The organism is Bariatricus sp. HCP28S3_A4 (genome assembly GCF_052066395.1).
Classification (GTDB): domain Bacteria; phylum Bacillota; class Clostridia; order Lachnospirales; family Lachnospiraceae; genus Allocoprococcus.
The window spans coordinates 23,400-35,306 of sequence record NZ_JBQHSE010000030.1; the positions used below are offsets into that span (position 1 = coordinate 23,400).

General features: G+C 42.6%; 11 protein-coding genes and 1 riboswitch. Of the genes, 10 read left to right on the forward strand and 1 reads right to left on the reverse strand.

Annotated features, from left to right (window positions below):
* Position 1 precedes the first annotated feature (1 nt).
* Positions 2-400: an ATP synthase F1 subunit epsilon gene (gene atpC, locus ACTNBF_RS13420; RefSeq protein WP_427806133.1), complete on the forward strand. Its 399-nt coding sequence runs from the start codon at positions 2-4 to the stop codon at positions 398-400.
* Positions 401-441: 41 nt separating this feature from the next.
* On the opposite strand, the gene ACTNBF_RS13425 is transcribed toward atpC, so the two are convergent.
* Positions 442-1,215 carry a DUF6062 family protein gene (locus tag ACTNBF_RS13425; RefSeq protein ID WP_427806132.1) on the reverse strand — a complete coding sequence of 258 codons (774 nt, stop codon included), beginning with the start codon at positions 1,213-1,215 and terminating at the stop codon, positions 442-444.
* A 140-nt stretch (positions 1,216-1,355) separates the two neighbouring features.
* On the opposite strand from ACTNBF_RS13425, the gene ACTNBF_RS13430 reads away from it, so the two are divergent.
* From ACTNBF_RS13430 to ACTNBF_RS13470, 9 genes are all read left to right on the forward strand, one after another.
* A complete protein-coding gene (locus ACTNBF_RS13430; protein ID WP_441017487.1) occupies positions 1,356-3,548 on the forward strand; it encodes a DNA topoisomerase III in 2,193 nt (730 codons plus the stop codon).
* Between the two features lie 69 nt (positions 3,549-3,617).
* Positions 3,618-4,043 (forward strand): hypothetical protein, encoded by a 426-nt coding sequence (locus ACTNBF_RS13435; RefSeq protein WP_427806130.1) that lies wholly within the window; start codon positions 3,618-3,620, stop codon positions 4,041-4,043.
* 118 nt (positions 4,044-4,161) lie between these two features.
* Positions 4,162-4,668, forward strand: coding sequence for a shikimate kinase (locus tag ACTNBF_RS13440; RefSeq protein WP_441017490.1), 507 nt, complete (start codon positions 4,162-4,164; stop codon positions 4,666-4,668).
* 253 nt (positions 4,669-4,921) lie between these two features.
* Positions 4,922-6,214, forward strand: a complete 1,293-nt coding sequence (locus ACTNBF_RS13445; RefSeq protein ID WP_441017493.1) for a UDP-N-acetylglucosamine 1-carboxyvinyltransferase — start codon at positions 4,922-4,924, stop codon at positions 6,212-6,214.
* A gap of 136 nt (positions 6,215-6,350) precedes the next feature.
* A riboswitch (SAM riboswitch) is annotated at positions 6,351-6,453 on the forward strand.
* 157 nt (positions 6,454-6,610) lie between these two features.
* Complete coding sequence (metK, locus tag ACTNBF_RS13450; RefSeq protein WP_427806128.1) at positions 6,611-7,798, forward strand: methionine adenosyltransferase; 1,188 nt, start codon at positions 6,611-6,613, stop codon at positions 7,796-7,798.
* A gap of 93 nt (positions 7,799-7,891) precedes the next feature.
* On the forward strand, positions 7,892-9,046 hold the full coding sequence (locus ACTNBF_RS13455) for a sensor histidine kinase (RefSeq protein ID WP_427820450.1): 1,155 nt from the start codon (positions 7,892-7,894) through the stop codon (positions 9,044-9,046).
* Positions 9,043-9,732, forward strand: a complete 690-nt coding sequence (locus tag ACTNBF_RS13460; protein WP_427806126.1) for a response regulator transcription factor — start codon at positions 9,043-9,045, stop codon at positions 9,730-9,732. Before ACTNBF_RS13455 ends, ACTNBF_RS13460 begins: the two co-directional genes overlap by 4 nt.
* Position 9,733: 1 nt before the next feature.
* The gene (locus ACTNBF_RS13465) at positions 9,734-11,107 is read left to right on the forward strand and encodes a TrkH family potassium uptake protein (RefSeq protein ID WP_441017496.1); all 1,374 of its coding nucleotides are present in this window, start codon (positions 9,734-9,736) and stop codon (positions 11,105-11,107) included.
* A 37-nt stretch (positions 11,108-11,144) separates the two neighbouring features.
* Positions 11,145-11,804 carry a potassium channel family protein gene (locus ACTNBF_RS13470; protein WP_427806124.1) on the forward strand — a complete coding sequence of 220 codons (660 nt, stop codon included), beginning with the start codon at positions 11,145-11,147 and terminating at the stop codon, positions 11,802-11,804.
* Positions 11,805-11,907 lie beyond the last annotated feature (103 nt).

Here is an 11,907-nt window from a genome sequence, read left to right on the forward strand (position 1 = left end):
TATGGCAGAAAAGTTTAAACTGAGTATCATTTCTCCGGACAGAGTGTTCACAGAAGGCGAAGCTGAATTCCTGGAATTCACAAGCACAGAAGGAGAGCTCGGTATCTATGCTCAGCATATACCGCTTACGACCATTCTGGAACCGTGTGTGATGAAAATTCACAATGAAGGGGAAGTGAAGAAAGCAGCAATTCTTGGAGGATTTGTAGAAATCCTGAAAGATAAGATTACCGTACTTGCTGAAGATGCCCAGTGGCCGGATGATATTGATGTAGCCCGTGCAAAAGCGGCAAAGAAACGCGCGGAAGATCGGCTTACTGCAAAACAGGAAGGAACAGATATGCTTCGTGCAGAAGCGGCACTGAAACGTGCAATTGCACGAATCAATACGGTGGATTAATAAGAATAAAAGGGAGCTTTTGGCTCCCTTTTGTTTTACGATTATTTAGCCTGATACGGAGGATCTGCAGGATAACCGCTCCCGATTTTTTGCATGGCACGTTGTACGGAATCTCTGGAATTTTTCCAGTCAGCATCTTGAAAACGATAATCAAATTTCTTTTGGAACCAGTCGATATCCTCCTGTATACGTTCCAGATTCTTTTCCATCTGAGGGAAGAGAATCGAACGCAGTTCTTCCTGCTTTTTATCATTTAAGTAAAGCGAGGAAGCGTCCAGCAGTTCCGCAAAATGTGTAAGACAAAACCCTTTGCTGCTCTTTACAAGCTCCATGAATTCAGGTTCCCCCTTTTTAAAAAGTTCAAAAAAAGTTGCCAGATAGCGGTCATGAGTCTGATGCATATAGTCACAGATATAACAAGAATGATTCTGCTTTTGGATCCATATGCTGACGTTATTGCTTCCGCTGACTGCGGAAGTGTTTTTGCGGAAACGATCAGCCAGATTTGGTTTGGCGGAAGAGGAATAGTTCTTCATTTCCTTTTTTAGTTCACCGGTGAGCTTTTTCAAATGAGTTTCCAGAATTAAAGCACTGCCAAGCCTGTTCCCATAAGAAAACATTTTTTGATAGTGTTCACGACAAAAACCGGCTTGATCGGTTGCAGCGCGAATATCATCGCGCATATAGGATGCGCCTGACCCAAGAACAAAATCGAGGGCATGTTGTTCGAGGTCTCTTTCAATGAAACAAAACGGGCATTCATCATTTGCACGAAATGCATCCATTAAGGGAATAGTGTATAATTGTTCTTTCATATGTAAATTCCTTTCAGTAAAATGAGATAAAGAGTTTATATAATATTTATTTTACTTTATTGGATATCGTTATACAATCATGTTATTATAAGATGATAAAAATAAATTGAAAAGTTAGATAGATGGAACGGAGGAATAGGATGAAATCGTTGGTTATTGCCGAGAAACCGTCTGTAGCCCGTGATATTGCACGGGTATTAAAGTGCAGTAAAAAGCTGAATGGAGCAATTGAAGGAAATAGGTATATTATAACCTGGGGGTTGGGACACCTGGTAACGCTGGCAGATCCGGAAGATTATAATGTGAAATATAAAGAATGGAAGATGGAACATCTTCCTATGATGCCCAATCCCTTTAAATTAGAAGTAATCGGACAGACCGGAAAACAATTTTCAGCAGTCAAGAACCAGATTCACCGAAAAGATGTAGAGGAAATTATTATCGCTACAGATGCAGGGAGAGAGGGAGAACTGGTGGCCCGTCTGATCCTTGAAAAAGCGGGGAGTAAGAAACCGATTAAACGTCTGTGGATATCCTCTGTTACAGACAAAGCGATTTCTGACGGATTTGCGCATCTGAAAAATGGGCATGACTATGATTCGCTGTATGATGCGGCAATGTGCCGGGCAGAAGCTGACTGGCTGGTCGGAATTAATGCTACGCGTGCGTTAACCTGTAAATATAATGCACAGCTTTCCTGTGGTCGTGTTCAGACACCGACACTGGCTATGATTGCAAAAAGAGAAGCACAGATTAAGGAATTTAAGCCGGTTCCATTCTATGGAATGACGGCAAAAACGGGCGGACTGACATTAACATGGCAGGATCAAAAATCAAAAAGTTACCGGTCATTTGATAAAGAGCGAATGGAGAAACTGGTGTCGCAGCTTAGAGGGGAAGAAGCTGTAGTGACTGCGATTAAAAAGACACCGAAGAAAACACCGGCTCCGCTATTGTATGACCTTACAGAGCTTCAGCGAGATGCAAATAAAAAATATGGTTTTTCTGCCAAGGAAACACTGAATATTATGCAGCGATTATACGAAAATCATAAGGTGCTTACTTATCCGAGAACAGATTCACGCTATCTGAGCAGCGATATTATACCGACTCTGAAAGACAGGCTGGCAGCATGTCAGACAGGCCCTTATCGGAAAATGGCTCTCATGGCATCCAAACAGACTCTGCCGGGAAAACCTGCGTTTGTAAATGACGCAAAGGTATCGGATCATCATGCCATTATTCCGACTGAGCAATCGGCACAGTTAAGTCATATGACAAATGAGGAATGGAAAATATATGATCTGGTAGTAAGAAGGTTTATGGCAGTGTTCTTTCCTCCGTTTCAATATGAACAGACTCAGGTAACTGTAGAAATTGCAGGAGAGCATTTTGTTGCGTCCGGCAAAATAATAAAGAGTCAAGGATGGAAGGAAGTGTATGGAGATCTTCAGACGACGGAGGACGAAACGGAAAATGAAGAGGATCGAAGCTTAAAAGATCAGACTTTGCCGGAGATAGAAGAAGGAGATCGTTTGCCGGAACTGTATATTTCTATGACAGAAGGAAAGACAAAGCCGCCGGCTCCATTCAACGAGGCAACTCTGCTTTCCGCTATGGAGAATCCGATCGCTTTTATGGAATCCCACGACAAGAAAATGGCGCAGACTCTGGGAGAGACAGGCGGACTCGGAACGGTTGCCACAAGAGCAGATATCATTGAAAAATTATTCGGAAGTTTTCTTCTGGAAAAACGAGGGAAAGATATTTATCTCACATCCAAGGCAAAACAGCTTTTGGAATTGGTTCCGGAAGAACTGAAAAAGCCGGAACTTACAGCTGATTGGGAAATGAAACTGTCACGTATTGCAAAAGGACAGATGAAGAAACAGACATTTATGAAAGAGATTGAAGGATATACGCAAGAAATTCTGGATGAGATCAAATGTGGTGAGGGAACTTTCCGTCATGATAACTTGACAAATACAAAATGCCCCAGATGCGGAAAACGTATGCTGGCAGTAAAAGGCAAAAACAGTGAGATGCTGGTTTGTCAGGACAGAGAATGCGGATATCGCGAGACGGTTGCAAAGACGACAAATGCTCGCTGTCCTGTATGTCATAAGAAAATGCAGCTCCGCGGAAAAGGTGAAAGTCAGATTTTTGTATGTGTTTGCGGGCACAAAGAAAAACTGACAGCATTCCAGGAAAGGCGTAAAAAAGAAGGCGCCGGTGTCAGCAAAAAAGATGTGCAGAAATATCTGAAAAAGCAGAAGGAAGAACCGGTCAACAACGCATTTGCAGATGCATTTGCCAAATTGAATCTCAAATAGAAAGCAAAGCACCATCTGACACGATTCACATATAATAAAGTATATTCTGATGAAATGGAAGTGCCTGAGATGGACATAAAGATGCCTTATTATATGACATATCCGATGCCGTTTCTGTTTGATGATGAAAAGGAAGCAGATCGTGATTATGAATACCTGAGAAGCATGTATCCGGAACTTGCAAAGCAGATTATCCCTTATGTTGAGGAAGAATGCGATCGGTTGGATTATGAAGGAAGTATGATTTTTGATGAATATCCGGATAAACTTCAACTCCGTTTAATCTGTAGCAGAGTTTATGAAAAAGTAATGGAACAAGAGAAAATCAAGGAATTCTCTCTGGAGGATAATCAGATACAAGAGCAGGTGAGAAGACCGGTCCGGAGTCGCAGAAAACCAGACCGGATCAGGGATATCATAGAATTATTGACATTTCATGAGCTGATGCGAAGAAGAAACAGGCATAGAGAGCAGCAAAGAAGGCGCTACTGGTAAATAAGATGCCATTCCAAACTATTATAGAAAAAGATTGATAAAATACAGAGGTATGTGCTATAATAGCTGAGCGGCAAAATCAGGAGGCTATGTGATTAGAAAAAATGCGGAGGTACATATGAAAAATATTGTTTTTATCGGAATGCCCGCAGTAGGCAAAAGTACAGTAGGAGTCGTTGTGGCGAAGCGGCTTGGTTATGAATTCATAGACACTGATTTGCTGATACAGAAACAGGAACAAAGGCTGTTGAGGGAGATTATTGAACAGGAAGGAATTGATAATTTCCTGAAGATTGAAAATCAGGTAAACAGAGATATCGAGGTGGAACATGCAGTCATTTCTCCCGGAGGGAGTGTTGTCTATTGTGAAGAAGCTATGCGCCACTTTAAAGAAAATGGAATTATTGTTTACCTGCAGGTGTCGTTTGACACTATTAATTCCCGCTTGAAGAATGCAAAAAAACGCGGTGTAACGCTCAGGAACGGCCAGACGCTCAAAGATCTATATGATGAAAGGATCAGCCTTTTTGAAAAGTATGCTGACATTACCGTTTCTGAAGAAGGATTAGAGCTGGAAGAAACCATAGAAAAGGTACTTGATGAGCTGCAGAGCATGGAAAAATAGTAGAAAAAGTTTCGAAAATGTTACGAAGTGGTTACATCCAGTTCATATATCAATAGAAAAAATTTTACAAAATTATATTAGTGTGCTATACTATTCAAGAAAGAGATGAAAAGTACAAAAGTATCCCCATACATTTCTTCACAGTTGTGGCAAATTTATAATAGTATGAGGGTTTTTGTTTTTGAGATAATAATAGATAAGTGACATAGATAACAACATTTAAGAGGGAAGAAAACGTCTGTAGAGGTGTAATATGGAACAGTATATAATTAAGGGTGGCAATCCATTGGTTGGCGAGGTTGAAATTGGTGGAGCAAAGAATGCAGCACTCGCTATTTTAGCTGCGGCAATAATGACGGATGAGACTGTAATGATCGATAATCTTCCGGATGTAAATGATATCAATGTATTATTGGAAGCCATTGAAGGGATTGGAGCCAGAGTTCAGAGAATCGACCGGCATACAGTTAAGATCAATGGGAGCCATATTACCGATTTTGACATCGAGTACGACTATATTAAGAAGATCAGAGCTTCTTACTATTTGCTCGGAGCTCTGCTTGGAAAATATAAAAGAGCGGAGGTTGCTCTTCCGGGTGGATGTAATATCGGAAGTCGTCCGATCGACCAGCATTTAAAAGGATTCAGAGCACTCGGAGCATATGTGGACATTGAACACGGAAAGATCATTGCCGAGGCTGATCATCTGAGAGGAAAACACATCTATTTTGACGTGGTCAGTGTCGGAGCTACGATCAATGTAATGATGGCTGCATCCATGGCAGATGGCCTTACAATTATGGAAAATGTGGCAAAGGAGCCGCATGTTGTTGATGTTGCCAATTTCCTGAACAGCATGGGTGCGAATATTCGCGGGGCAGGAACGGATGTTATTAAGATCCGTGGCGTGTCTAAGCTTCATTCTACAACGTATTCCATCATTCCGGATCAGATTGAGGCGGGAACATTTATGTTCGCGGCAGCAGCGACCCGCGGGGATGTAACTGTGTTAAATGTCATTCCAAAACATCTGGAAGCTACGATCGCAAAGTTGGTTGAGATCGGCTGTGAAGTAGAAGAGTTTGATGACGCGGTTCGCGTGGTTTCGAAAGGAGCTCTGCGCAATACGCAGGTTAAGACACTTCCTTATCCGGGATTCCCGACAGATATGCAGCCGCAGATCGGTGTTACACTTGCTCTTTGCAAAGGGACAAGTACGATTACAGAAAGTATTTTTGAAAACCGTTTTAAATATCTGGATGAGCTGGCAAGAATGGGCGCGAATGTCAAGATTGAAGGCAATTCCGCGACGATTGAAGGCGTGAATGGATTTTCAGGAGCCAGAGTCAGCGCACCTGACCTCAGAGCCGGAGCCGCACTGGTAATAGCCGGACTTGCGGCAGATGGAATTACGATTGTGGATGATATTGTTTATATCCAGAGAGGGTATGAACGGTTTGAAGAAAAACTTAGAAGTCTCGGAGCACAGATTGAGAAGGTAAGTACAGAGCGGGAAATTCAGAAATTCAAACTGAAAGTATGTTAATTGTACTGAGAATATTGAAAAAAGCATACAGATATTAAAAAATGTAGGGAGCACAGCAGCAAAAATGTTGTGTTCCCTATTGACGTATATAACAACAAGTGATATGATGTGTAGCGGAACAGAATAAAGAAGCTTTCTCTTATTCAGAGTGGTGGAGGTACAAAGGATCTGTGAAGCCACGGCAACCCCATTTTAACAATGGAAGGTGCCAACCTGAGCGAGTAATCGAACAATAAGAGGATTGATGATGAAATATCGGGTCAGTCCTTTTGGGACTGATTTTTTTTGACACATTGGATTCGAATAGATGATCCGGTATGTCAAATCCTTAAAAAGGAATACGATTTTGTGTACAATCATATAAGAGAGAGTGGCAGAAAAAGAAAGGAAAAGAAGATGGAAAGAGTATTATTTACTTCAGAATCAGTAACCGAAGGACATCCGGATAAGATGTGCGACCAGATCTCAGATGCAATTCTGGACGCACTTATGGAGCAGGATCCGATGAGCCGTGTGGCATGCGAGACCTGCACGACGACAGGACTTGTTATGGTCATGGGGGAGATCACAACAAATGCATACGTGGATATTCAGAAAATCGTGCGCGATACAGTAAGAGAAATCGGATATACCAGAGGAAAATATGGATTCGATGCAGATACCTGCGGAGTCATTACTGCAATTGATGAGCAATCTGCGGATATTGCTCTTGGGGTTGACAAGGCCTTAGAAGCAAAAGAGAATAAAATGTCAGATGAAGAACTGGAAGCAATCGGTGCAGGAGATCAGGGAATGATGTTCGGGTATGCGTCCGATGAAACAGAGGAATATATGCCATATCCTATCGCTTTGGCACATAAGCTTGCACTCCGTCTGACGGAAGTAAGAAAGAATGGAACGCTTCCGTATCTTCGACCGGATGGTAAGACACAGGTTACCGTGGAATATGACGAGAACGGAGTACCGGCACGTCTTGACGCAGTGGTATTATCTACACAGCATGACCCGGAGGTGAGTCAGGAACAGATTCATGAAGATGTGAAGAAATACATTTTCGACGAAATCCTTCCGGCAGAAATGGTTGATGAGAATACCAAGTTTTTCATCAATCCGACTGGACGTTTTGTAATCGGAGGTCCTCATGGGGACAGCGGACTGACCGGACGTAAGATTATTGTGGACACTTACGGCGGAATGGCACGCCATGGCGGCGGAGCATTTTCCGGGAAAGACTGCACGAAGGTAGACCGTTCAGCAGCATATGCGGCAAGATATGTTGCAAAGAATATTGTGGCAGCAGGACTTGCAAAAAAATGTGAGATTCAGCTCTCCTATGCAATCGGTGTTGCTCAGCCAACTTCGGTTATGGTCGATACCTTTGGAACAGGAAAGATTTCTGATAATAAACTTGTGGAGATCATCCGTGAGAACTTTGATCTTCGCCCGGCAGGCATTATCAAAATGTTGGATCTCAGACGTCCGATCTACAAGCAGACAGCTGCATATGGACATTTCGGACGCAATGACCTGGATCTTCCGTGGGAAAAACTGGACAAGGCAGAAGAATTGAAGAAGTATTTATAGAATTTTTAGAAAAATTTATGGGCGCTTTGATGTGAAGCGCCCGTTTTTGTGCTATTCTATATTCAGTAATGTGCAGAAAGGACAGATTTGAATATGAAGTTACGCACGAGACTTGTGATTTCATTTGTAACGATTATTACACTTCCGACTATACTGACAGCACTTCTTACATGGGGAATCGCACAGTATCAGATCGGTGTGATCGTGAAGAATTATGGGAGCAGTGGAACAGAGTATAAGAGTTTTTCGAATTCGCTTGAGTTTCTGGGGCAGATGCCGGAGGTCAGGAGTTTTATCCTGCATACCTTGTTCTCAGTTATAATGATTCTTGTACTTACAGCAGTGATTCTGATTTTCTGGGTTTATGGAGGAATCATCAGTCCGATCAATAAACTGCAGGAAGCTGCGAAGAATATCAAAGAGGGAAATCTTGATTTTGAACTGAAACCGGAGAAAGATGATGAGCTGGGGCAGCTTATGCAGGCATTCGAGGAGATGAGGATACGCCTTAAGGATAATGCGGAAGAGAAGCTGCGGTATGACAAAGAGAGTAAGGAACTGATCAGTAATATTTCACATGATCTGAAGACGCCGATTACAGCGATCAAGGGGTATGTAGAAGGGATCAGAGATGGAGTAGCGGATACACCGGAGAAGATGGACAAATATCTCGGAACCATATATAATAAAGCCAATGAGATGAATCTTCTTATCAATGAGCTGACGCTCTACGCGAAGATTGATACGAATCGAATTCCGTATAATTTTGCGCCGCTGTCGGTAAATGCTTATTTTGATGACTGCGCGGAAGATCTTGCGATGGAACTGGATTCCAAGAATGTGGAGTTCGGGTATTTTAACTATGTGGAGGATGATCAGAAGATCATTGCTGATCCGGAGCAGCTTAAGAGGGTTATCAATAATATTATCAGTAACTCGCTTAAGTATATGGAGCGTGAACATGGACTGATCAATCTCCGGGTGAAGGATGTTGGAGACTTTATTCAGGTGGAGCTGGAGGATAACGGGAAGGGCATTGCAGCAAAAGATCTGCCGAATATATTTGACCGCTTTTACCGGACGGATGCATCCCGGAATTCATCCAAGGGTGGAAGTGGAATCGGTCTTTCGATCGTTAAGAAGATTATTGAAGATCATGGAGGAAAGATCTGGGCAACCAGCCGTGAAGGAACGGGCACAGTCATGTACTTTGTGATCAGAAAATACCAGGAGGTACCAAACGTATGAGCAGAATACTGATTATTGAGGATGAAGAAGCAATTGCAGATCTTGAGAAGGATTATCTGGAATTGAGCGGGTTCGAAGTGGAAGTTGCGAATGACGGAGTGACCGGTCTCGACAAAGCATTGAATGAAGATTATAATTTGCTGATTCTGGATCTGATGCTGCCGGGAGTAGACGGATTCGAAATTTGCAGAAAAGTCAGGGATGAAAAGAATACACCTATCATTATGGTTTCCGCTAAAAAGGATGATATTGACAAGATACGAGGGCTTGGTCTCGGAGCAGATGATTACATGACGAAGCCATTCAGCCCGAGTGAACTTGTTGCGAGGGTGAAAGCGCATCTTGCACGGTATGAAAGGCTGATCGGCAGTGCGGTTGAAGAAAACAAAGTGATTGAGATTCGAGGTCTCAAGATTGATACGACAGCGCGAAGAGTATGGATCAATGGCGAAGAAAAACCGTTTACTACAAAAGAATTTGACTTGCTGACATTTCTGGCAAGTCATCCGAATCATGTTTATACAAAGGATGAACTGTTTAGTGAGATCTGGGATATGGAATCCATTGGAGATATTGCAACGGTGACAGTTCATATCAAGAAAATCAGAGAGAAGATTGAATACGATACTTCCAATCCTCAGTATATAGAGACCATCTGGGGAGTAGGATACAGGTTTAAGATGTAATATGGAAAAATTAAAAAAAATCAGATTAACGACGACGCAATTACTTGCGACCGGGTTTCTGGGAATTATTTTATTGGGCGGTATCCTTTTGTGGCTGCCCATTTCCAATACTCGGCCTATTTCATTGATCGACGCACTCTTCACGGCGGTTACATCAGTATGCGTGACCGGACTTGTAACGGTCACTCCGGCAGTACAGTTTACTTTATTTGGGAAAATCGTGCTGTTGATTCTGATACAGATCGGCGGTCTGGGAATCATTGCCTGCGTAACAGCATTCTTTATTATCATGAAAAGACGTATTTCACTGAAAGAGAGGGTCGTGATCCTGGAAGCCTACAGCATGGAATCCTTATCCGGAATGGTTGCCATGATCTTAAGAATCTTAAAAGGGACCATCTGTCTGGAAGGAATTGGAGCATTGCTTTATTCATTCCGGTTTGTGCCGGAATTTGGTGTTGTGAAAGGGATTGGATATTCAGTTTTTCATGCGGTGTCTGCATTCTGCAATGCCGGTATCGATATTCTGGGTGATTCCAGTTTTATTCCGTATGCGGATAGTGTAGTGGTGAATTTCACGACCATTTTGCTGGTTGTACTTAGTGGACTTGGATTCACGGTATGGCAGGATCTTGGACAGAACCTGAAAAAAGTATGGAAAAAAGAATTAGAACTCAGAAGATTATTTAAAAAACTCCGTTTGCATTCCAAGATCGTACTGATCATGACATCTGTGTTGATTGTATCAGGCACACTGGCCTTTCTGCTCCTGGAATACAATAATCCGGGGACGATCGGAGATATGAGTTTTGGAGAAAAACTGATGTCTTCTTTGTTTCATTCGGTGTCAACCAGAACGGCAGGCTTTGCAACTGTACCACAGGGGGAACTGACGCAGGGAACGATGTTTACGACCTGCATACTGATGTTTATCGGAGGGTCTCCAGGCGGAACAGCAGGCGGAGTGAAGACGACAACGATTGCAATGCTGATCCTGTGCTGTGTGTCTGTCCTTCAGAATAAGAAAGATGTGGAATGTTTTGGAAGAAGAATTCAGGCGGACAATATCAGAACGGGAATCTGTGTTGTTATCCTTGCGTTTGTATCGCTGCTTGCAGGAACGACACTGCTTACAATATTTGAGGGAGATGTGGACTTCATCCGGATTATGTATGAGACTACGTCAGCGATAGGGACGGTCGGTCTGTCAGCTGATCTGACGTCACAGCTCTGTACGGCAAGTAAATTTGTAATCATGGTCCTGATGTATATCGGAAGACTTGGGCCAATTACATTTGCACTTGCTTTCGGGACAGGAAGAAAATCGAAGAATCATATTCGTCAGCTTCCGGTTCAAGGGATTTTGATCGGATAAGAAAAACATGCCAAACGGCAGCAGAAGGAGTGGGAAAATGACAAAACAGTTTGCAGTATTAGGACTTGGAAGTTTCGGATACAGTATGGCCATTACTTTAGAAGAACTTGGATGTGAAGTGGTCGCTGTAGATTCTTCGGAAGACAAGGTACAGCAGATCGCAGATGAAGTGTCATATGCGGTCTGTGCAGATATTCAGGATAAAGATTTTATCAAAGCATTGGGAGCAAGGAATCTGGACGGTGTGGTCGTTGCGATTTCCGAAAATCTGGAAGTGAGTATTCTGGCTACGCTTCTGGCGAAAGAACTTGGAGCACCGTATGTGTTGGCGAAGGCGCAGAGTGATATTCATGCGGATATTTTGAAGAAGCTTGGCGCCGACAAGGTAGTATTCCCGGAACAGGAGATGGGAAGAAGAGTTGCCAAAACACTCGCCACCAAGAATTTCACAGACTGGATCTCACTTTCAACGGATTTCAGCATGGTAGAAGCGCCGCTTCCGGAAGCGTGGGTCGGTAAATGTCTTCTTGAATTGAATGTCAGAGAAAAATTCGGAATCAATGTAGTAGGAATCATCCGTAATCAACAGGTGACCGTGAATATACAGCCGCAGGAATGCCTGGAAGCAGGAGATATGATGATCCTGATTGGAGAAAATAAAGTTTTGAATGATATCAGTAAAGGAAATTTAGTGTGAAAGAAAGTAGAGGAAGACCATAAATTGGCGCACTTGAATAAGCTGTCTAAGGCAGGCAACTTTTTAAAGTGTTATAGAGTTAGAAAATTAAATCAAGAAGCTA